The following is a 24,300-nucleotide window of genomic DNA, read 5'->3' on the forward strand; positions in this document are numbered from 1 at the left end:
TGAAGAAATAAAAATATAGATAAATGGAATCTAAAACGATATTAGTTGTTACAACAATTTCAGCACCCAATAAAGTTTTACGAGAATTAGCAGTAGGCTGTCAGTTATCCCAGTGGGATTTCATAATTATTGGTGATACAAAAACACCAAGTGAATTTTTTTTAGCAGGTTCTGAATACTATGATATTAATGCTCAAATAGCCACAGGATTAGAATATGCTAAACTATGCCCCACTAAACATTACGCTAGAAAAAATATAGGTTATTTACTAGCAATACAAAAAGGAGCAGAACAAATAGTAGAGACTGATGATGATAATCTGCCTTTAGATAGTTTTTGGCAAGAAAAATCTTTAGAGATTCAATGTAAAATTATCGACAATGGAGGCTGGGTAAATGTTTATAAATACTTTTCAGAAGCACCAATATGGCCGAGAGGATTACCATTAGACAAAATTAACGACCCTATAATTCCTTATCAAGAATTATCTGAATCTTTATCAGAATGTGTAATTCAACAAGGACTAGCTAATCAAAATCCAGATGTTGATGCAATTTACAGATTGATTTTACCTTTACCTCAAGACTTTAGAAATAATGTGAATTTAGCATTGGGTAAACATAGTTGGTGTCCCTTCAATAGTCAAAATACATATTGGTTTCCGGATGCTTATCCAGTTATGTATTTGCCTGCATACTGTTCATTTAGAATGACAGATATATGGCGAAGTTTTATCGCTCAAAGAATTTGCTGGGAAAATGATTGGCGGATTTTATTTCACAGTCCAACTGTTTATCAAGAGCGTAATATTCATAATTTAATGCAAGATTTTGAGCAAGAGATTCCCGGTTATCTCCACAATGAACAAATAGCAAAATTATTATCTGAGGTTAAACTAAAAACGGGAAAAAATGAAATATTAGATAACCTCATAAAATGCTACGATACTCTAATTAAAAATGAAATATTTCCACCACAAGAGGGCGATCTACTAGAAGCTTGGCTCAAAGATATAAATTTATTGATGAACAGAAAATAGTCTGTAAATTAAACAGTTCTTAGTCTTAAATCACAAATATAATCTCGATCTTACTAGACAAATGAAACCCTTCCCCTCAGAAACTCCAGAAACTCCAACCCAATATTTCCAACAAGGCCAACAAGCTCTTGCAGCAGGCCAACTAGAAAAAGCTGTTATTCTATATCAAAAAGCCATCGAACTCAACCCTAACTTGGCCTTGTATTACCAAAGTCTAGGGGATGTTCTAGTTCAAATAGGTCAATGGGGAGAAGCAGCTACAGTCTATCAAAAAGCGATAGAACTAAAACCTACTTCTGCATTGTCTCATCATAATTTGGGGAAAGTCCTGGAAAAACAAGGTCGGTTAAATGAGGCGATCGCCTCTTATTCCCAAGCCATTAAGATTAATCCTAATTTCTCAGAATTCTATATTAGTTTAGGAGCAGCTTTAGTCCAGAAAGGGTTACTTTATGAAGCGATCGCTCATTTCCAAAAGGCTATATCTCTAGAACCTGACTCTAGTATTGCTCATCAAAATTTAGGAGTAGCTTTAGAAAAACAAGGTCAGATTGAGGAAGGGATAATCTGTTATCGAAAAGCAATTGAAATTGACCCTGGTTTCTGGGAAGGATACCAAAAGTTAGGAACGGCTTTAACAAAATTGGGAGACTTCCATCAAGCTGCCAAAATTTATTTAAAGGCTTGCCAAATAATTCCTCATTTTGCTACAGTTTATCATTATTATGGGGAAACCTTGGCAAAATTGCATCGGTGGGATGAAGCTACTGCTGCATATCAGAAAGCAATTGATTTGTTGGGCGGGCAAAAAAACACTACCCCTACAGCAGTAGTCTATCACCAGTTTGGCTATCTTCTAACCCAGCAACAAAAATGGGATGAAGGTATTTCAGCTTATAGAAAAGCAATCGAACTTCAGCCTAACTCCCCAGAAGTTCATCACCATTTAGGATATGCTCTGGCTCAACAGCAAAAGTGGGAAGAAGCAGCAGCAGCTTACCAGAAAGTTACGGAACTCCAGCCTGACTCCCCAGAGGTTTATCATTATTTAGGATATGCTCTCTCTCAACTCCAACAATGGGAGGAAGCTGTAGTTTATTACCGCAAAGCTTCTGAACTTCAACCTAACTCTCCAGATGTTTATCATCAATTAGGTCATGCTTTGATTAAATTAAAGCAGAATGACTGGGCAGTGGCAGTTTTGCGCCAGGCTATAGAACTTAATCCTAACTTAGCTGAAGCTTATGGAGATTTGGGCAAAGCTTTGAGTAATATTAAACACTGGGATGAGGCGATCGCTTCTTTGGAACGTGCCATTAAACTTAATCCCAATTTAGCTGAGGTTTATGGTTATTTAGGGGAAGCTTATGCCACACAAAAACAGTCGGATAAGGCTATTGTAAATTATCGTCGCGCTCTGGAGCTTAACCCCAAGTTGCCAGAAGTTTACCATAGTCTAGCTTTAGCTTTGGTGCAGCAACAAAAATTTGATGATGCTATTGTCAGTTATCGGCAAGCTATTGAACTAGGTATTAATACAGCAGAAATTCACCACCAGTTAGGTCATACCCTCAGTAGACTAAAACGGTGGGAAGAAGCTGTAGTTAGTTATAGTCGGGCAACAGAAATTAATCCTAATTCGGCAGCAGTTTATCATGTTCTGGGAGAAAGTCTTGCTCAACTAGAAAGATGGGATGAGGCGCTAGAAGCTTATATGAAAGCTAGGCAACTTAATCCTAAATCTGCCGACGTTATATACCATATTGGAGAACTAATGTCAAGATTAGGGAGATGGGATGAGGCGGTAGCTGCTTATGCTAAAGCTGTGGAGTTAAGACCTAATTCGGCAAAGTTTCATTTTCAGTTAGGCGAGGCAAAGACGAAAAAAAATCCATTAAGTGAAGCAATAAGTTGTTATCGTCGTGCTTTAGAAATAGACCCTCATTTTTCTAAAGCTAAGAAAAAATCAGAGGAAGTTTCATCATTTCAAAATGTTCTGAGAACAGGGGAATTTGGCAGTCTTAGTTTATTAGGAGAAACAGAATTTGAAGGTTGTCTTGATTATGCAACTATCGACTATGTTTCTGGTTGGGCAAGACATAAAAAAGATCCTGACAAAGTTGTATTTCTTGATATTTTTGTCGGCAATAATCTAGTTGGAACTTTAGTAGCGAATAAATATCGTCAAGATTTAGCTGAAGCTTTTGGTACTGATGGATATCATGCCTTTGCTCATAAAATTCCCCCATCTTTACATAGCAACGGTTTAGTTGAAGTTAGTGTCAAGATAACAGAAACAGGCCAACAATTAAAAAATTCTCCTAAACCATTAGTAGTCGGACCGAAAGGGAAAAAACATGAAATTAATCTCAGTTTTAATCGGGGAGAAATTAATAAACTTATCTATCGAGTTCAAGGAGTCAGGAGTCAGGAGTCAGGAGTCAGGAGTGAAGAGTTAGAAGAAGGAAGAAGGAAGAAGGAAGAAGGAAGTTTTTTTGAAGGAGGAAGGAATATAGAAGAGGGAAGTAAGATATCTTTAGCAAAAATTCAGACAGAAAAGCCAGCAGTAGCAGTAATTATTTTGAGTTTGAATGGAGCAAAACTATTAAGCGAATTATTTGCTTCCTTTGAGATTTATAACAGCTACGAAAAAATAGAATTAATAGTAGTAGATCACGGATCTACAGATAATAGTATTGATGTTTGTAACCAGTGGTCAGAAAAATTACCAATTACAATTATTGCCAGGGGAGAGAATTATTCTTTTTCCAATTCCAACAATGTAGGAGTAGAGGAAACAAAAGCACCATTACTGTTATTTATGAATAACGATATTACCCTCTGCCAAGATATTATTCCCCAGATGGTTGATTTAATTCAACAAGATGAAAATTTAGGAATGGTAGGAGTAAAATTATTAGATATAGTTAGCGATCGCTCTTTAGCTTTTCCTCCTACTCAACATTTAGGAGTACAGTTATATTTCCACAGTCAAAATGAACCTTTTTATCCCTACGAAGTCCGATATGCTTCGCAATTATTAAAAGTACAATCTGCTCCTTGGAAAGTACCTGTTGTTACTGGAGCATTAATGATGTGTCGGCGGGAAGATTTTCAGAAAGTGGGAGGTTTTAATGAAGACTACTTTTACGGTTATGAGGATGTAGACTTATGTTTGACTATCCGACAAAAGTTAGGCAAAGAAATTATCAGTGCTAATAATTTAACTGCTTTTCATAATCGTGGCTTTTCTCGATTTAATAAGGGGAAAGAATTTATCCAGAAAATTTTGAAAAATCGTCCGATAATTGAGCAAAGATATGCCTATTATTTACGAAGGAAACATCTACAAGATTTTTTTGAAAAAGGAATGTATTGGACTGGTCATCCTTTAACTATTGGGTTTGCTGTAACTGAAGCAGATATGGCAGCTTCCGCAGGAGATTATTTTACAGCAGTGGAATTAGGAGAACAATTAGTTAAAGAATTTGGATGGGATGTTTATTATATTTCTGAAGGAGAAGATTGGTATGATATGACGCGATTAGATGTAATTGTAGTGATGCGTCACGATTATGATTTAGAAAGAATAGAAAATGCAAAACCAAGTTTAGTAAAAGTTGCTTGGGCAAGAAATTGGTTTGAAGTTTGGGCATCTCAAAAATCAGCAGGAGATTATAATTGTTTCTGGTGTTCTTCTCAAAAATCGGCAGATTATATTCAGGATAAATTATTTAAACCTGCAACAGTAGTTAGAATAGCAACTAACTTTAAAGAATTGAGAATTGAGAATTTAGAATTGAGAATTCAGAAGTCAAAAGTCAAAAGTCAGAATTCAGAATTTAGAAGTGAGAAAGAATTGAGAATTGAGAATTTAGAAGTCAAAAGTCGGAATTTAGAAGTTAAAATTGGAGAAGAAGTCAACTTAGAAGTCATAAGTGAAGAAGAAGTTAATTCTGAAGTAGGAATTTCAGAATATTCAGAAAAAGATTCTTCCGAACAAAGTAATAAAATTCCCGAAGTCAACCAAAGTGAAGTAGGGAAAAATTTGGAAGTAGCAATTTTAGAAGAACAAGAAAACATCAATTCTGAACTAGACAACAAATATAAATCTGACTATTGCTTTACAGGAAGTTTCTGGAAATATCCGCGAGATATTATGAGTTTGTTAGAACCAGATAATTTGCCGTTTGAATTTGCTTTGTATGGCTATAACTGGGAAAAATTTGAGAAGTTTAAAAAGTATAATCGCGGACCTTTACCTTATACAGATATGCCGAAAGTTTATGCTTCGACAAAAATAGTAATTGATGATGCAAATTCAGTCACAAAACAATGGGGTTCCACAAATTCGCGGGTGTTTGATGCCATAATGTCTGGTGCATTAGTTGTTACCAATGGAGAGTTAGGAAACCAAGAATCTTTCGGCGGACTATTGCCTACTTATAATTCTCGCGAATCTCTGGAAAATTTATTACGGGAGTATCTAACAAATGAGAAATTAAGATTAGCTAAAGTGGCAGAGTTACAGAAAATAGTCAAAGAAAAACACACTTACAAACATCGCGCCCATACAGTATTTTCTGACCTACGCGAAAAAATGACCAACACTTTCCGCATCGGCATAAAAATTGGAGTTCCTGACTGGAAACAGGCGCAAGAATGGGGAGACTATCATTTTGCCTTAGCCATTAAACGGCAATTTGAAATATTAGGTCATTCCGTCAGAATTGATATTTTGCCAGAGTGGGAAAATCCTCAAATATTTGGAGATGATGTGGCAATTACGATTCGCGGTTTGAGTCGTTATCAACCAAAGTCTTATCATATTAATTTGATGTGGAATATTAGTCATCCAGATAAAATTTCCCTAGAGGAATATGAGGAATATGACCAAGTATTTGTGGCATCCCATTCTTATGCTGAGGAATTGCAGAAAAAGGTAAATGTTCCGGTAAAAACTTTGCTCCAATGTACCGATCCAAATTTGTTTTATCCTGACAAAGAAGGTTATGAAGAAGTAGGAGAAATATTGTTTGTCGGAAATTCTCGCAAAGTTTATCGCCAGATAGTAAAAGATGCAGTCGAGAGTGGTTTAAAAATAGATGTTTATGGTACAAACTGGGATAATTTATTGCCCGATGGTTATTTAAAAGGACAATATATTCCTAATGAAATTTTACGTAAGTATTATAGTAAGTGTGGCGTATTATTAAATGACCATTGGGATACAATGCTAGAAAAAGGATTTATTTCCAATCGTTTATTTGATGCTGCTGCTTGTGGAGCAACAATTATTTCTGACAAAATTTCAGGTTTAGAAAAAGTGTTTGGAAATAAAATTTCCACTTATAATTCTCAGGAAGATTTGCCAAAAGTAGCAGAAGATTGTTTGCACAAAAAAAGTCAGAATGGAGGAGAAAAATTAGAGTTAGCAAAATATATTCGAGATAATCATAGTTTTGAGAAAAGAGTTAGGGAAATATTAGAAGCGATCGCCACTTTACATCAGAAAAAAATGCAAAGTCCTAATTAAGTGCGAGTTTAAAGTAATGGTTGGGTTGATAAAAATAAATTGCCTACTTATAAAAGGTTTTAATTTTACCCAGCCCGACAATTTTTTTAACGTTTAAGTATACCTACTTACTTACTATAAATAAATTCCCAGAAAAAAACATTTATAGTGCGAAAAACATGACAGCTATAACCATCAACTTTAACAATATCCTCAAACTTAACGACGACCAATTCTATCAAACTTACTATAAATAAATTCCCAGAAAAAAAATATTCATAGTGCGAAAACCATGACAGCTATAACCATCAACTTTAACAATATACTCAAACTTAACGACAACCAATTCTATCAACCTTACTATAAATAAATTCCCAGAAAAAAACATTCATAGTGCGAAAAACATGACAGCTATAACCATCAACTTTAACAATATCCTCAAACTTAACGACGACCAATTCTATCAACTATGTCGAGATAATCCTGAAATTAAATTTGAACGTAAGATCACAGGAGAAATAACAATTATGCCACCCACTGGAGGAGAAACAGGAGAATATAATGCCTCTCTTATTGCTGATTTTGTAATATGGAACCGTCAAACAAAACTAGGAAAAGTCTTCGATTCCTCGACCTGTTTCCAACTTCCCAATAATTCCAATCGTTCTCCTGATGTATCATGGATTCAATTAGAAAGATGGAATAAACTAACTCCCGAACAAAGAGAAAAATTTCCTCCTATCGCTCCAGATTTTGTATTGGAATTAATGTCACCTTCTGACACTTTAAAAGATATACAAAAAAAGATGCAAGAATATATGGATGGGGGAGTAAAATTAGGTTGGCTAATTGATAAGAAAAATCGCCGTGTGGAAATTTATCGCCAAGGAAAAGAAGTAGAAATATTAGACTCTCCCCCAAGTTTGTCAGGGGAAGATGTATTACCTAGTTTTCTTTTAGATATAGAGTTATAATTATTAGCTTTTCCAATATATATCAAGAAAAAATTTATGAATATATCAACCAAAAATCATACCTCTCGTAATAGCCCAAATCATCCCGATGGCATTAAAAAAGTTCAAGTGGGTTGTGGACCCCATAATATCATGGCTGATTGGTGGAATGTGGATATTCGTCCCTTTCCTGGTATTGACCAAGTGATGGATGTGACTAAACCTTGGCCTTTTAATAGCTTGGAATATGTCTACGGGGAACATTTTCTTGAACATTTGAGTCTCGAAGGAGCGATCGCTTTCCTCAATAATGTTTGGAAAAGTCTTAAACCTGGTGGAGTAATTCGACTTTCTACTCCTTCCCTAGAGTGGGTACTTTCTACTCATTTTAATTTGTCAGAAACTAATCCACAAAAACGTATTGATTCTACATTTTCTATCAATCGTGCTTTTCATGGATGGGGTCATCAGTTTCTTTATTCAAAAGATTTTTTGCAATCTTTACTTGATAATTTAGGATGGCAAAAAGTAATATTTTGTGAATATGGAAAGAGCGAACACTCAAGTTTAAAAGGTATTGAACGTCATGGTAATTATCGAGTTGATAATGGATATCCTAATGTTTGGATTGTAGAAGGTATGCGGGGCAATGGTCGTTCAGAGTCTAGTGTTTTATCTTATCAAAAACTGCTTGATAAGTCTTATGTGAGTTATGTTAGGTCTGGCCATTAGTTAATTCAAATTAGAAATTTTTCTATTTAATTGCTAAAGCTGTAGCATAATGATTTTCACCCAATTCCGAGCATAAATCATCTATAAGCATTAGAAAATCTAGAAGATATTTATCTTTTGATTCATCAAAATTATGAAGAATATCAGACAAGGCTAAATGGTAAACTACCCCACCAGTGAAGGTAATCTCAGCTTGGGGAAAATATTTTTTTATAGAGTCAATAATTCTTTCCGAGTCTGCCGCTTCTGAAGGGTCAATTTGAATCATCCTTTCAACACTATTTCGAGTCAGAGTTTTTGGTAGTAACTGACTAGGGTTTTTGGGATTAGCTAAATATTTTTCCGGTAGAATACTTCTGACTTTAGAAGCAACTTCTAACATTTTATCTGACCACTGCATCCGGTTTGGACCTACATAATCATCCATATAAAACATTCCCCCTTTTTGGAGAACTTCATAACTCCATTTAATTGCTGCTTCTACATTTAACATATGGTGGAGAGAATTATTCCAGTGAACAAAATCAAAACATTCTTTTTCTGTAATAATTTCTAAGGCATCGCCTTCAATAAAAGTTACTTTGTTTTCCACACCAAACCTAGCTGCTAATCTCCTTCCTTGATCAATTCTAACTTTGGAAACTTCGTAAAGTTGAAATGAAGAAACCAAACCTTGAGTAACTAAAGTAATTTCTTTTTGTCCGTTGCCACACCCTACAGATATACCACGAGAAAAAGGATAGCGATCGCCTGCAATTTCTTGAGCTCTCTGGGTAATACCTTGAGAAAACCCATCCAGTGGGAGACCTGTAATTTTTTTGTTTATGTGTTTAATTATATTTGGACTTTGCCACCATCTTAAACGTAAATTTTGGGCTTGCTGACTTTTTTTTGTCACGTCAGACCAATGAGATGCTACTTTTTTTTGTTCTTCATTTTTGTGATTTTCCATCGTTAGTTTTATCCTTAATTAATATTCAATTCAGATTACAAATTTTTTTAATAGACTGGATAGGTTTTTTAATAAACTTTATCCTTGACGTAAGGGTGATATAGTATTATAATTTATATTATAACTATTTTTTTGACAAAGTTCCTGGATAATTATTATGTTAGTTATCTTATTTATTTATAGTTATTAATTAATACTTTTATCGAATTTTATTCAATTGAATTATTCTCATTATATTATTAACTTTTAACTCAATTAAATATGTCACAACAAAAAAAATCTGCAGATAATTTAAAAAAAATGAGACTAGAATTAGATCGAATGCAATTTAGAGTAGCTCAGATTAAAACTGAATTACATGAATTTCAGTCTCAGTCTCATTTAGTACAAAAGCAAAGTCTACAAAATAAGTCTAAAATAGCTCCTAACAATTCAAATTATGAAGTCATACAAAATAAACCTTTAGCAACTAATGGATTTTTGGAAAAAGTAGTTGTTAGAAATCAAGTATTGTACCTAGAAGGATGGGTGGTTTCATTTGATGAAGGTTTAGCTGATGGCTTCAAGGTGTCTATCTCAGGTCAAGAAAAACATAATTTTGAATTAGAGTTAGAATTACCTAGTCCTCATCATATTAAACAAGCATTTCCTCAGTTAAAGAATATTGAGAAGGCAGGATTTTGTATCAAATTACCATTCAGCCATAAACATCAGAATTGGCAAGATACTCTGATTATTTTGACACCTTTATTTAGCGGGCGTGAAGGACTTATTTTAGTAAATTTACCTCAATCTTCTATACCTATCCCAAGTACAGATTATCTCAAGTGGACTGGTGGTGGTGGAGAACATGGGGCATTTTTGAGAAACTCTTTTGCTTTTCTAAGTTATTTTATCCAATTAGCAGAATTAAAACAAACAGACCGCGTTCTAGAAGTTGGATGTGGTTTAGGACGAATGGCTTATGGTTTAGCTCATTATTTAAAGTCTCCAGGTAGTTATGAAGGTTTCGAGATTATGGCTAGATTTATTAAATGGCCTCAACAAGAAATATCAACACGTCGTCCTCATTTCAATTTCCGCTTGGTGAATATTTATAATCATCACTACAACCCTGGTGGAAATGTTCAAGCAAAAGATTTTGTTTTTCCTTATGAAGATGAAAACTTTAATTTCGTCTTTTTGACCTCTGTATTTACTCATATGCAAACTGAAGAAGTGCGTCATTATTTAGAGGAAATATATAGAGTGTTGAAGTTTGGAGGAAAGTGCTTGTGTAGCTGTTTTTTACTTAATAGAAACTCAGAACAATTAATAGCTGAAGGAAAAAGTGGGTTTCAATTTGTTTATGAGTTGAATGAATGTTTTACAACTAATCCTAATAACCCAGAAGCTGCTATTGCTTTCAAAGAATTTCTGTTGTTAAAATGGATATCAGAATCTGGTCTTAACGTTATCAGCAAATACTATGGCTCATGGTGTGGTCGAGATAAGTATACCAGTGGTCAAGATATCTTGATTATGCAAAAACAAGGATAGATAATAGTATTTGAAAATGGAACGAGAAACAGCAAAGACTTATTTAAGAGAAGGTAATAAACTGAAGCGTCTGGGAAAATTAAAAGAGGCGATCGCTTCCTACCGTCAAGCTATAAAAATTAATCCCTACTTCTGTTGGTCTTATCATTATTTAGGGGAAGCTTTAGCCAAAAATGGTATTCTGGATGAAGCAATTGTTTCCTTCCTTAGGGCTATAGAAATTAACCCCAATTTGGCATGGTCTCACTACGAACTAGGGGAAGTCTTTGCTAGTAAAGGAGAATTTGATACTGCCATAGTAAATTACCATCGCGCCTGTGAAATGGAACCTGATTTTCAGAGATTTTACAAGGGATTAGAAAGAGCAATCTCCCAATATCGGGTTGATACAATAAATCAGAAACGTTTGGGAAATCTGGATAAAGCAATAGCAGGATATCGAAAGGTTATAGAAATTAAACCTCTAATAGATGACTACTGTCAACTTGGTGTATTGTTGGTGGAAACAAAACAGCAATGGAATGAAGCTTTATTATGCTACGAAAAACTGCTAGAAGTTCAGCCTTGGAATGGTCATCAAGTTAAACCATTTCTGTCTTTGGGAGTGGCTTTAGTGAAAGCAGGTAAACTGCAAAAGGTTATCGATTCTTATCATAATGTTTTCCAAAAAAATATAGAAAATTTATTTTATTATTGGCAAATAGGCGCTCACTTAGCTAATTTGGGATTCTTAACAGAAGCTGTAAGATTTTTTGAAGAATTTCCCAAACCTCAGTTACCAAAGCAAGAAAAAAAAGAGCTGTTAAAAGCATCAGGAGATATTTCCAAATACGACCTGATTTGGGATTGGTTTAATTCTAATAATTCCCAAGACCAAGAGTTTGATTTGGATATAGATATAGATGGTCTCAAACTTGAAGGCAATCAAGTTAATGAGCATTTCCAAAATAAAAAAATATCAGTTTTTTTCTTACCTCATTTAACAGAAAAAGAGAAAATATTATTGCGAGAATTGGGCGTATCGGTCGAATACATGAATGTAATGAGGAAGGAAGAAAAAGGTGTAGAAAATGTTTATTTAAACCTATTCAAAAATGAAAATTCATCGAATAACTCTGGATATATTCAAAGAAATGTTCTCTATCCCCTGAGACGTTTTCGTTGTTGGCATCGTATTAATAATCCTGTAGAATTTCCCCATACGATCGCTGAGTTTAAATATCTGTACTGTTTAGATCCTACCAGTGGCAAAATAGTTAGAAGTAACGAATCTTTTTTCTGGGGAAGTTCTATTGTTTATCGTTTTCAAGGAAGAGAAATATTTTATATAATTGTTGGTGGTTGGAGTGGAGATAAAATATCATTGTATATTCCTAGATTTAACGTGGCGATATATTATACTGACTGGGATGTACCGACAACTAATGTTCAAATTTTTCAAGATTTCCAATGTTTAATTGTCACTTATTTTAAAGATGTACTAAAGTATCTTAATTCTAGTAATTCCCGAAAATTAACATCATGTATAGGATTTATTAATAATCTTGGTCATTATTTCTGGCAAGATTTGAACGGCATATATTACTCTTATAAAAATCATCTTTTAGAGAATATAGACAACTTTGCTGTAGGTGATTACGAAAAAATGGAATTGATATCTGTTATGCCAGAGATTCCTGACAGTAAAATTCTTAAAGTGTTGAAGATGTCAGAGTCAGAAAAATTCCAATTTTTCTTGAAAAATAATTGTTTCTGCTTCAGAATAACTGAGCATTTTATCAGTAGCGAATGTATGAATAGAGTCCAAAAGGTAGCTTGGGATAAATGTTCAGCAGATTTAAGAACTATACTGACAGGTATTAAAGAAAATCAAGAATCTTTTCCCTTACTTTGGATTAACGTTCGCTCCCATAATAAAAGCTGGATATCTCAAGAGAAAGGATATGCTAAAATTATCAACAAATTAAGCGATAGTTTTCCAAATTTAGGGATAGTTTTTGATGGATGGGTTGACTGTAATGAAGTAGTTGAAAATATTCAAAAACAACTTAAAGCTAATATTAAAATTTACAATACATTGGGTTGTCCTTTGCATGAAAGTATTAGTTGGGGTTATTATATTGATGCTTATATTGCTGTAGTCGGTTCAGGATTAACTGTTACATCATGGGTGAATGATAAACCAGGTGTTACTTATGCAAACAAAGGTCATCTTGTACAGAAGAGATTTTGGTCGCAGGTTAAAGAAAAAGCGATTGCTCCCCATTTTCTAGAGCCTGAAGATATTGTCGATATAGGAACAAGTGGCTGGAGTAATTATGAATTAGATTGGCAAGTTATATACAAAAAAACTTTACCAATTCTCCAGCAAATAAAACAGAAAAATAACAATTAATAAAATGGCAAACAATATCAAACTTGTAGTAACAACTATATCTTCACCCAATAAAGTACTAACAGAATTAGCAAAAGGTTGTCAGTTTCACAATTGGGATTTCATTATTATCGGCGATACCAAAAGCCCCAAAGATTTCGCCCTAGAAGGTAGTGAATATTACGATATTGATGCCCAATTGACGACAAATTTAGAATATGCTCAACTTTGCCCCACACGCCACTATGCTAGAAAAAATATTGGCTATTTATTAGCAATTAAAGCAGGGGCAGAATTAATTGTGGAGACTGATGATGATAACTTACCTTTAGATAGTTTTTGGCATCCAACTTATACTCAAATTGAAGCTAAGATAATAGATAATGCGGGTTGGGTTAATGTTTACAAATACTTCTCTAATTCCATGATTTGGCCACGAGGATTCCCTTTAGACCAGATTAATCAGCTAGTGCCAGCTTATGAGGATTTAATCATATCCACCTCAGAATGTCCAATTCAGCAAGGACTAGCTGATGATAACCCCGATGTGGATGCAATTTATCGTTTAATTTTGCCTTTACCGATTCAATTTGCAGATAATATAAAGTTGGCATTAGGCACAGAAACTTGGTGTCCGTTTAATAGTCAAAATACTGTTTGGTTTCCGCCAGTTTATCCTTTGTTATATCTACCTGCTTACTGTTCCTTTAGAATGACTGATATTTGGCGCAGTTTTGTAGCTCAAAGAATTTGTTGGGAAAATGGATGGCGTATTTTATTCCATAGTCCGACGGTTTATCAGGAAAGGAATAAGCATAATTTAATGCGCGATTTTGAGGATGAAGTGTCAGGATATTTGAATAATAGTCAAATTGCCAAATCATTATCTGAGCTCAAACTTTTATCTGGTGAACAGCAGATTCCTGATAATTTGAGAAAATGTTATGATACCTTAATTCAATTAAACTTAGTTAAACAGGAAGAGGCTAAATTATTAGATACTTGGCTGAAAGATTTGAGAAAGGTAATTGGATATGCTTAAATTTGACAAGAGTTTAATTGTCTAATTCAAAAATTTATGCCTTCATCTCAAGAATTGAAAAACGCTAATAAATTAATGCGTTTAGGTAAACTAGATAGAGCCATCGCTGGCTATAATCGTGCGATTAAATTTAACCCCTACTTAGCTTGGTCTTACTATTACTTAGGAGAAGTGTTAGTTAAAAAAGGTCAACTACAAGAGGCTGTTAATATCTACTATTATGCTTTAAGTTTCAATTCTAATCTAGCATGGTGTTGTCATAGTTTAGGAGTAACTTTATGCAAAATTGAGCAGTTAGAACAAGGGATTGAATATTTGAGAAAAGCAATTAGTATTGACCCTACTTTTTATGAATTCCACTACAGTTTAGGTTGGGCTTTAATACAACAAAATACTTTCGATAAAGCTATTAGTTGCTTGAAAAAATCAATAGAATTAAACCCTAAGTTTGCTTACTCATACAAAAGTTTAGGTGATGTTTTATTAAAGACGAAAAAATGGGGTGAAGCTACAATTTTTTTTGAGAAAGCTTTTGAGCTGAAACCACAATTGTTAGATAAAGATTTATCAAGTTTTGTTCTAGCTTTGCAAAAACAAGGTTTATTTGATAAACTCATAGCTTTATATCACCAAGTTATAGAGATTAACCCTGAGCGTGCAACGGAACTACCGATAATTTTTCTCAAAAATCTGGGTGAATTAACAGATAATATTACTTACTCTGAATCAAGAAATCATAAAATTAGTTATATAGATATACCTCTTCAAAATCAAAGTCAAGTTAAGCAAACAACTACAATACATCAAACTATTCATCCTCAATTTATTACTCCTCAAGCTAATGCTAAAAATTTTGTTGTCATAGTTCCCCAAGGAATAGTTTGGCATAATGATTCTTGGGGAGTTGTTGTGACTAACTCAGAAAATGAAATTTTAATAAAAAGGATGTTTAGAAAACCAAATATTACCGATCTAGCATCAACAAAAAATTTACCACCTATTTTGAATTTAGATGGAATAGTGGTATTTTTATCATCTCGGTGGGGGTATAATTATTATCATTGGATGTTTGATGTAATTTCTCGCTTAGAATTACTCCTTAACAGTGGTCTAGATCTAAATTATGTAGATAAATTCATAGTTAATTCTTACCAAAAACAATTTCAAAAAGAAATATTAAATATCTTAGGTATTCCTCAAACAAAAATTATAGAAAGCGATCGATACCATCATATTAAATCTGATAGATTAATAGTGCCATCTTTACCTTTGGCAGTTCCTTTAAAATGGAATTGTGAGTTTCTTAAAAGAAAGTTAATGCCATTGAAAGATATAGTAAAATCAGGAGAACATCCAGAGCGTATTTATATTAGTAGGCAAGATAGTGAGGTACGTCGTTTAGTTAATGAAGATGAAGTAATTGCATTTTTAAGCATACTTGGTTTTAAAACTGTAAGTTTTTCTTCCCTTTCCGTGGCAGAGCAGGTTTCTTTATTAGCCAATGTAAAAGTTGTAATTACAGTTCATGGTGCAGGACTTACTAATATAGTATTCTGTCAACCAGGTACTAAAATCATTGAGTTGTTTGGACCTGATATTGTGAGAAACTGTTACTATATAATCGCCAATCACTGTAATTTAGAACACTATTATATGATAGGTGAATCTTCCAGTACCAGACACGATTTACCAAAAAATAGGGGTTTAGATGTAGTAATTAATCTAGACTTACTATCCCAACTAATGAAGTTAGCAGGAATTAATTAAGACAATTACTATATACTAAATTCAAGATTTTTAATATCAACTTTCCTATCTAAGCATTAAATTTTTGGTAACAGATAACCTTCTCTACAAATTGGAAGATAGAGTTTACGACTCTGAATAATTTCAGCACCCTTGTGAAAAGCACTATCAACTTCAGGACTCCACAATAGATCGTCAACAGCTATAACACCTTGACAATGATCGACCGTTTTTATATCGGATAAACAAGCATCGTAAGTATGTAAACCATCTACAAATGCAAAACATAATTCTCTATTTTTAATCAAACTAATAGCTTTTTGATCCAAAGAAGATAATCTAACAATATCTACATTAGCTTTATACGGTTCAATATTTTTCAAGAAAGCTTCATACTCTCCCCCTCGACAATTTTGAGTTCCTAGTTCCCAAGGATCTACTGCCATTAACCTTCTGTTATATTTCTGTGCAACCTCAGCCAATAGTTTTGTTGTTTCTCCTATAAAACAACCTATTTCAATCAAATCACCAGGCCATATTTGCACACAATATTCTGCTACTCTGGCAATTCTCTGGTGCTGATGTAAACTGCCTTGATTAAAATTTTGAGGTAAATCTATTTTTTCTTCTTTAGTTGTTTCCTGAAGAACATTTACTAAATCTTTGATAATAGATTCAGCTTGATAATCACCCTTTAATTTTCTTAGTTCCATTCTAGTTTGTTGTAACTTAAGTTTTGTTTCTTCCCTATCCTTTTTCACTTCTTCCAAATCTTTCTGGTTATGCTTCAGTTGAGACTGAGACTCCTCCAATACTTCCATCGTCTCTTCCAACTGAGACTGATACTGCTCCAACAACTCCTCACTCTCCCGCAACTGAGACTTAGTTTCCTCCAACTCTTTCTGCAATTCCGCATCTGAACCCGACTGTTTCTGTGCTAACTCTGCTTTCACCTGCTCCAACTCCTCCTGCTTCTGCTGCAATTTCCCTTGCGACTCTTCCAACACCTCCATCGTCTGTTCCATCTGAGACTGATATCCTTCTAAAACCCCCATCGTTTCACCTAACTGTGACTGCGACTGCTCTAACAACTGCTCAGTCTCTTGCAATTTAGCCTTGGTTTCCTCCAATTCTTGCTCAACTTCCCCATTCGACTCTGACTGCTGCTGTCCCCCTTTTTCCTTAAGCTGATGTAACTCAAAGTGTGTTTGCTCCAACTCTCCGAGTACCTCATCTAACTGAGATTGCGATCGCTCCAACTCTTCTCTCACATCATGCAACTCAGACTTAGTTTGATCCAACTCCTGTTGAGTTTTTTGCCATTTACCCTTAACTTCTTCTAGTTCTTTTTCTATTGTTGCTGCCATTAATTTACTTCCTTATTAATACAAACTTAATTACAAATTAGTCGATAAAATCACATTTTCCTAGCTAGACTTTATCCTAAACCCATTTGTTCCAAATCATCCACTTTTTTTCAAACGCCTATTTATTTCTCACTACCCACCAAAACTTTTTGTTGAATTCTCATTGCGCGTTTCATCAACTTTTGCCATTCTTCAGAATTTGTTAGTTTCTCACTATCAAACTCTATACCTTTTGTCTGAGAGAAATTAGCAAAACTATCTAACCAGTCCATTACTATTTCTGTCCGAGAACTTTCTGTATATTTCAAAGACTTTTGAAGGATCTCTTGCATTTCAGCTAAATTATCGTTTTGATAAGCATACCATGCTTGCCAAATTAACAATTGATATTCTGTTTTACCCTCTCCCTCTGATTTTGAATTTCTCAAAATAGCTTGCTGATATTGTAATTTTTCTAACTCTGACTTAGTTTCTGTTAGTTGAGACTTAGTTTCTACTAATTCTTTCTGGGCATTTTGCTGTTGAGATTGGGATTGTTGTAATAAGACTTCTGTTTTTCGCCATTGAGTCTGAACTTCTTGCAATACTGCCTGAGTTTCTTGTAGTTGCATTTGCATATTTTCTCGTTCTTCATCAGTTTGATGTAACTGATTTTTAAACTCTATTAATAAAGCTTTTGTTTGTTGTAATTGAGAGTGGGATTCTTGCATTAATGTTTCTGTCTGCTGAAATTGTGAATTAGACTCTACTAATTCTGTTTGAAGTTCTTGGATTTGTAGTTGCGATCGCTTCAATTCTTGTTTAGTTTTATGTAACTCAGATTTTGATATTTCCCACTCTTTTTTACTTTTTTCAATTTCTTTAAGTTGTGTTTCCGAATTTTGCAATTTTGTTTCCTTATCTTTTAACTCTGCTTCAGTTTGATTTAATTGAGATTGAATTTCTTGTAATTCTTGGCTAGTTTTTTGAACCTCAGATTCAGACTTTTCTAATTGAGAATTAGATTCTATTAATTCTGCCTGAGTAGCTTGCAACATTACCTCAATTTCTGTTGACTGATGCTGAGATGTTTCCCACTCTTCTTGAGTTTGATGTAGCTTATACTGACAAATTTTTAATGCTGCTTGAGTCTCGGACAAATTATGTTTTGTTTGTCCTAATTCTACTGTACTTTGTTTATATTGCAAATTTGATTTCTCTAATAGTTCTTCTGTTTTCTCTAGCTGAGATTGAGATTTTTGCCATATTGATTCTGTTTCCTGAAGTCTATATATAGATTCTTCTAATTCTTCTTGGATTTGATGGAGTTGCGACTGATATTGTACTAATTCTCCTTGAGTTTGATGTAGCTGAGATTTTGTTTGTAGAAATTCTTTTTGTGTCTCTTGAGATTTTTTGAATTCACTTTCGGTCTGCTCTAGTTTTGACTGGCATTCTCTTAATTCAGTTTGAGTTCTATTTAACTGAGATTTAGTAGTAGCTAGCTCATTTTCAGTTTCGTCGAATTTAGTTTGAATATGTTGAACTTTTTCAAGTTTACTCTGTGTTTCTTCTAATACTTTTTCTCTGTTTTGGAGTTGTTTTTGAAATTCTAATAATTTTGTCTCTGTACCATCAACTTGAGTAACATATTTTTCTAACTCATCTCGTGTTTGTGTCAACTGAGATTTTGCTTGAGTTAGTTCTAATTGACTTTGTTCGTATTGATTTTTAGATTTTTCTAGTTCTGCTAGTAAAGTTTTATTTTGGTTTTCTAAACTAGATAAATTCATCCAATCTTGAAACGCCCAAATTCTATAAAGAGATGATTTAATTGTTTCTTGCCAGGCAAAGTTTGGTATTTCATCTTCTGCTTTCCATGCTCTTGCTTCTAATTCCTGATACATTTCTGTAGCTTCAGGAAAGTAATAATCTATGATAGTAGGTCTATTACTTTCTGTTGATACTCGATTATTAAATAATGATGGATCATCAGCATTTACAGCCGAATAATTCAAGTTTGTCTGAAATTTTTGATTGATTTTCTCAATAAACGCTTCTTTGTTATTAATTATTGTCTGAATATTTATCAACAGGCAACGATTAATAGCATGATTATAAAAATCAATAATTTTTTGGTTGTAGTGTAACCATAATTTAACTGCTAGTTCTGGTTGGGTTTGAAATATCTTATCTTCCCCAGCATAAAGAGAATCAACTACTTCCCAAGGAGAACGATAAATTAATATAAATTTTGCATTTGGTAAAAGTTCTGCCCAGAAATCTAGGAACAAAGTTGTGCGGGGTTCTTTCCATCCCCAACTGCCACTTATTGAGTTTTTGGCAATAATTTCTTTGGCTTTTTCTTGAAAGTATTCTTCTATATCTATTTTTTCTTGTAAAGTCCACCCATCCTCATCTATACCTTGGGATTGTAATACTTGTTTATGAAATTCATAGAAGTCTAAATTTTCAAAATATCCTTTATTATTGTCTTCTGTTCCGTCCGTTAATTTTCGACCTATATACAAACCTGCACTTTGAAGGATAGAAGCTGTTAAGGAACTTCCAGAACGGTGCATACTGCTAATAATTAGAGTTGATTTTTCTGTTTTATGAGTCATATGAATTTTGATTATTTATTGCTGATATTAAGCTCTAATTTTTCCCCGTAGTTCAAATAATTAATTTTGAGTATAACTTGCTTAGAAATTAATTTTCTAGCTAATAACTAACTTCTTATGCAAGATAAGTTCAATTAAGTCATTCTAATATTTGATCGAGTTTCTGAGATAATAATTACTCTTTTTTTCCAGTTTACAGTTTAGCTACAGCTAAGTAGGTAGGTGTAATCAAATGTAAAATATCACTGGGAATTAAGCAAAGTGGAATGTTTGCGGAGCATTCCCTAGGCAAGGAAAGCAATCCCAAAAGTTTGCTTTGTGTCCATCTAAAATTCAGGAATTCTATAATTTTTTTATTTTATTACCATTATTCATGCACATTTGTCAATCACTTTTAACTTCTATATTAATTTTTTGGTAATGACCATTTATCTATATTCTGTCTAAATTAGAGTTAGTTAGCCAAGACTACAATTATTGTAGTCGTATTTTAATCTTTTTGATTATATAATCTCGCTGCTTGACTAATGAATTATGATTAGGTAAAGACTAATTAACGCTGTAATATAAATATTAGTATGATCGATCATTTTAAATTAATTTTTCTCAATTAAAATGGGTATGATTAGGGAGTATCTATAAAATCAAAAATTAAGCTTCAATGTAGAGTGACTTAAGCGGTAATAATTCCAGATTAATAACACGATATTTTATTATTCACTATAACCCAATGAATATTAGATATTTGATTCTATTTGTAGATATATTCTAATAATATCAAACCATCAACTCATAATAAAAATTTTAATTTGGTCCAGTCAATTTAGCAATATTCGATTAAGTGCCTGACACAGGATAATATTTCCTATATAATGCTAACTACGTCATATAAATTTCATTTTGTCTCAAGTTATTGGCAGAATTCGTCTGCTCAAGTAGTGGGTATTGTTAAAGAAGTAATGATTTTTGTACCTTAGCTCCTGACAATTGAATGAATTTATTAATCAATATCCTTACAGATTTACGACTACCAAATACTGTAGGATGTCAACAGGTAATATTGCTCAAATCCTAATTATAAAATCAAGGAATTTTATACACAAATGTCAACTACAACAACAGAAACCAGCGTTAACTATCTTAAAACTGGGAATAAATTATTAAGGGAAGGTAACTTCCATGAAGCTGCTAATGCTTACCGTCAAGTAATTAAACTTAATCCTAAATCAGCAGTGGCTTATCAAAACCTAGGAGAAACTCTCAGTTTACAGGGAAATTTAGATGAGGCAGCAAATATTTATCACCAAGCAATTAAACTACAGACAAATTATCCCTGGTCTTACTATAACTTAGGGGAAATTATGATTAAACTTGAGAGGTTTGATGAGGCAGTTATTTATCTACGTCAAGCTATTGAACTTAATCCAGATTTTCCCAATTTTTATCAGAGTTTAGGGTTAGCTTTGTCAAAACAAGGATTATTTGATGAAGCGATAGTTACTTATCGTCGCGCTCTTGAGATAGACCCCAATGCAATTTTAACTTATCAATATTTAGGTGAAGCATTAGCAACTCAAAAACACTGGGATGAAGCAATAGAAAGTTTTAATCAAGCTATTGGAATTAATCCCTATTTATCAGAATATCATTTAGGTTTAGCTAAGGTTCTAGAAAATGCTGGTCAAATAGAAAAAGCAATTATTTCTTACCATCATGCTGTTGAATTAAATCCAAATTTAGCAGAAGCTTACTATTATATTGGATTAGCTTTAACTAAGTTACAAAAATGGGAAGAAGCTATTGATGCCTGTATGCAAGCTATCTCGCTAAATGTCAAAAATGCAGAAGTTTATCATCATTTAGGAGCAGCGTTAGCCCAACTGCAACGTTGGGAAGAAGCGATTGCTGCTTATAAAAATGCAATTGAATTGAATCCTAATTCAGTAATAATTCATCATCAATTAGCTTATGCTTTAGCTCAACTAAAACAGTGGGAAGAAGCTGCGGTTGAATATCGTGAAGTTCTCAAAATTAATCCCAATTCTGCAATAGTTTATTACCAGTTAGGAGAAGCATTAACAGAAATGCAAAAGTGGGAAGAGGCTGTAGATTGTTATCAGAAAGCTGTAGAAATTAAGCCAGATAATCAAAAATTTAATCAGCATTTACAGGAGGCATTGACGAGAAGACAGGAACAGAATAAAACTGTAATTGAGTCTCATCTAAAATTAGCAGAAATGATGGAAAAACAAGGATTTATTGATGAGGCTATTTCTGCTTATCGTCGGGTGGTAAGTCTGAATCCTACGGCTGCTGATTTGCATCATAAATTAGGGTATACTTTAGCAACTTCAGAAAGATGGGATGAGGCTGTTTCTGCTTATCGTCAGGCTATTGAACTTCATCCAAATTCTGGGGTGGTACATTATCATTTGGGGGAATCTTTGGCAAATTTAGGGTTAGATGAAGACGCAATATCTTCCCTAGAAAAAGCAATTCAACTTAAACCTGATTTATCTAGCGCTCATCAAGCTTTAGAAAAATTACAAGCAAAACAAAAGTAACTTAACTGATATTTTTTCTACTCATAATCTAGTCAATATAAACTTTGATTGCTACGCTTGTTTCCCAGGGCGACATGACCTAGGAAAGTCAGAAATATGAAGTCATCTCTCAGAAGTTTTTCAGAAAATTTGACTTTTTATTTCCTCTATAAATTTTATTTGAGCTGATTAAAATTAGTAGGAGATTGAAACTCCTACTAATTTTTATTTCTGACTGCTGATTTCATAAAATGTTGCTTGAGTTTGTTCCTGGGTACGTAGCTTTTAGGATCAGAGCATATATTTACCAAATTCATTGGTATAAGACAATTAAAATTGTCTCGAAAAATAGAATATTTCTGCTGTTTAAAGTTGATCGGCAGGGAACTATCAAAGTAGGAATTTTCAACTTTTACCAGAGGCTACTCTTGATTTGTCAAATAGGATTGCCATACTATAGAACTACAAACAAGTTTAAGTAAATTGATAAAATTGAAATCCTTGACAGCCAATGATTTTGACTTGAGCTAATAGCTGATAGCTTAAAGCTATAGAATTAAAAAGTATTATCTGATGAGTAAGGAGATGTTTGGCGACAATTGTGTCTCCATTTATTCAGAACCTGTTCTCTGTAAAGCGTTTGATTTCCTCGTCTCCGAATAAATTCATTATCATTAATAAAATAGCCCCTACGAGGATTAACAAAACCATTATAGGCAACTTCCACAGGAAAATTTCTCCAACCAGAATTATCTCTATTCCTACGTTCAAACCACACTAATTTATTACTATTTTGATATCGACAAATGTGGATAATTCGATTCTCTGTTCGGAAAAATGCTTCTTGGGAGAAATTACGATTTATACCTTCACAACTCCGGTTATTATTGTTATTGTTAAAAGAAGACTGATTATAATTATCATAAGTTTGAGGTTGTGATGGGTTAGAAGTGCCATAACGGTTTTCATATTGACCATGTTTGAGATAATGATCGTAACCAGACTTAAATTCACCACGGCGTACAGCATCTGCTACATCAGGGTTTTGTCGCAAATATTCTTGTTCATTGAATGTTTTAAAAGCACCAGAGCGATTTTCATATTGTCCATATCTAACATAATGTTCGTAACCAGAGCGATATTTCCCTTGACTTACTAACTCTGCCACATCAGGATTTTGACGTAGATATCCTTGTTCGTCAAATTCTCTAGTGTAGTTTTCCGCAAGTGCTAGGGGACTGCTACAAATAGTTATAGCTACTGTAGCGATCGCTACTATATTTGTTTTAATCTTATTAATATTCAGCATTTTTAACACCTCAAAAATAATTGTTCTTAATTATCAAGATATCCTCTCAGAGTTAGAGACTGTGGAGGATTTTAGGCAGTTAAAAATTTTTTTTTGCTCAAATCAGAAAAAATTACTCAAATCCTGATTTGATTAGACTTGTAAGGATTCTTTGTTCATTCCATAGCTTCTGCCTAACTTCCTTAAGCTCCTGAAAGAGTTGCTATCTTCGTGACATGAATAATACCAATTACAATTTAATTTCGGTTTGAGTCATACTACAACAGACAACTAATATCAAGTCCGGTAGCATTAGTGTAATTAGATAAAGAGTTTGGGGAGTGTGGGGATATAGAACCCCTAAGAGATCTATATAATTATGCAAGTTAAGTCTATTCGTGCATCAAGAATGAGGAAAAATTATCTCAAGGAGTGTTGAATTTTTTTTATTATTTCTCCCCACATCTTCCCTCTTTCCTCTTTCCCAATTATTAATTATTAATAATTAATAATTAAATAATTCTGGTTTAAAGCCGGACCTTGGATAGGGAAAAAAGCGGTCGTTTGCGGAGCATTCCGTTAGGATGGGATGCCGAGGTCTCCGTT

The 24,300-nt window shown here is 33.6% G+C and carries 13 protein-coding genes; 9 read left to right on the forward strand and 4 right to left on the reverse strand.

Annotation, left to right across the window (positions count from 1 at the left end; all coding sequences use genetic code 11):
• Positions 1-23 precede the first annotated feature (23 nt).
• From ACP6PL_RS25525 to ACP6PL_RS25540, 4 genes are all read left to right on the forward strand, one after another.
• A complete protein-coding gene (locus ACP6PL_RS25525) occupies positions 24-1,040 on the forward strand; it encodes an STELLO glycosyltransferase family protein (RefSeq protein ID WP_426548142.1) in 1,017 nt (338 codons plus the stop codon).
• A 61-nt stretch (positions 1,041-1,101) separates the two neighbouring features.
• On the forward strand, positions 1,102-6,576 hold the full coding sequence (locus ACP6PL_RS25530; RefSeq protein WP_426548143.1) for a tetratricopeptide repeat protein: 5,475 nt from the start codon (positions 1,102-1,104) through the stop codon (positions 6,574-6,576).
• Between the two features lie 383 nt (positions 6,577-6,959).
• On the forward strand, positions 6,960-7,529 hold the full coding sequence (locus tag ACP6PL_RS25535) for a Uma2 family endonuclease (RefSeq protein WP_426548144.1): 570 nt from the start codon (positions 6,960-6,962) through the stop codon (positions 7,527-7,529).
• Positions 7,530-7,565: 36 nt separating this feature from the next.
• Complete coding sequence (locus ACP6PL_RS25540) at positions 7,566-8,240, forward strand: class I SAM-dependent methyltransferase (RefSeq protein ID WP_426548145.1); 675 nt, start codon at positions 7,566-7,568, stop codon at positions 8,238-8,240.
• 22 nt (positions 8,241-8,262) lie between these two features.
• Here the strand turns inward: ACP6PL_RS25540 and ACP6PL_RS25545 are convergent, their stop codons facing one another.
• Positions 8,263-9,192: a class I SAM-dependent methyltransferase gene (locus ACP6PL_RS25545; RefSeq protein WP_426548146.1), complete on the reverse strand. Its 930-nt coding sequence runs from the start codon at positions 9,190-9,192 to the stop codon at positions 8,263-8,265.
• Between the two features lie 261 nt (positions 9,193-9,453).
• On the opposite strand from ACP6PL_RS25545, the gene ACP6PL_RS25550 reads away from it, so the two are divergent.
• Genes ACP6PL_RS25550 through ACP6PL_RS25565 form a run of 4 tightly spaced genes read left to right on the forward strand, consistent with a single transcriptional unit; the run spans position 9,454 to position 15,914 of the window.
• Positions 9,454-10,731, forward strand: a complete 1,278-nt coding sequence (locus ACP6PL_RS25550; RefSeq protein WP_426548147.1) for a class I SAM-dependent methyltransferase — start codon at positions 9,454-9,456, stop codon at positions 10,729-10,731.
• Between the two features lie 16 nt (positions 10,732-10,747).
• Positions 10,748-13,126 carry a tetratricopeptide repeat protein gene (locus ACP6PL_RS25555; protein WP_426548148.1) on the forward strand — a complete coding sequence of 793 codons (2,379 nt, stop codon included), beginning with the start codon at positions 10,748-10,750 and terminating at the stop codon, positions 13,124-13,126.
• A 4-nt stretch (positions 13,127-13,130) separates the two neighbouring features.
• Complete coding sequence (locus tag ACP6PL_RS25560) at positions 13,131-14,147, forward strand: STELLO glycosyltransferase family protein (protein ID WP_426548149.1); 1,017 nt, start codon at positions 13,131-13,133, stop codon at positions 14,145-14,147.
• A gap of 36 nt (positions 14,148-14,183) precedes the next feature.
• Positions 14,184-15,914 (forward strand): glycosyltransferase 61 family protein, encoded by a 1,731-nt coding sequence (locus tag ACP6PL_RS25565; protein WP_426548150.1) that lies wholly within the window; start codon positions 14,184-14,186, stop codon positions 15,912-15,914.
• Positions 15,915-15,970: 56 nt separating this feature from the next.
• Here the strand turns inward: ACP6PL_RS25565 and ACP6PL_RS25570 are convergent, their stop codons facing one another.
• On the reverse strand, positions 15,971-17,260 hold the full coding sequence (locus ACP6PL_RS25570) for a class I SAM-dependent methyltransferase (RefSeq protein ID WP_426548151.1): 1,290 nt from the start codon (positions 17,258-17,260) through the stop codon (positions 15,971-15,973).
• Between the two features lie 122 nt (positions 17,261-17,382).
• A complete protein-coding gene (locus ACP6PL_RS25575) occupies positions 17,383-19,863 on the reverse strand; it encodes a sulfotransferase (RefSeq protein ID WP_426548152.1) in 2,481 nt (826 codons plus the stop codon).
• Between the two features lie 1,103 nt (positions 19,864-20,966).
• On the opposite strand from ACP6PL_RS25575, the gene ACP6PL_RS25580 reads away from it, so the two are divergent.
• Positions 20,967-22,427 carry a tetratricopeptide repeat protein gene (locus ACP6PL_RS25580; RefSeq protein WP_426548153.1) on the forward strand — a complete coding sequence of 487 codons (1,461 nt, stop codon included), beginning with the start codon at positions 20,967-20,969 and terminating at the stop codon, positions 22,425-22,427.
• Positions 22,428-22,962: 535 nt separating this feature from the next.
• On the opposite strand, the gene ACP6PL_RS25585 is transcribed toward ACP6PL_RS25580, so the two are convergent.
• Positions 22,963-23,715, reverse strand: coding sequence for a hypothetical protein (locus ACP6PL_RS25585; protein ID WP_426548154.1), 753 nt, complete (start codon positions 23,713-23,715; stop codon positions 22,963-22,965).
• Positions 23,716-24,300 lie beyond the last annotated feature (585 nt).

The organism is Dapis purpurea BLCC-M126 (genome assembly GCF_050015975.1).
GTDB lineage: Bacteria > Cyanobacteriota > Cyanobacteriia > Cyanobacteriales > Microcoleaceae > Trichodesmium.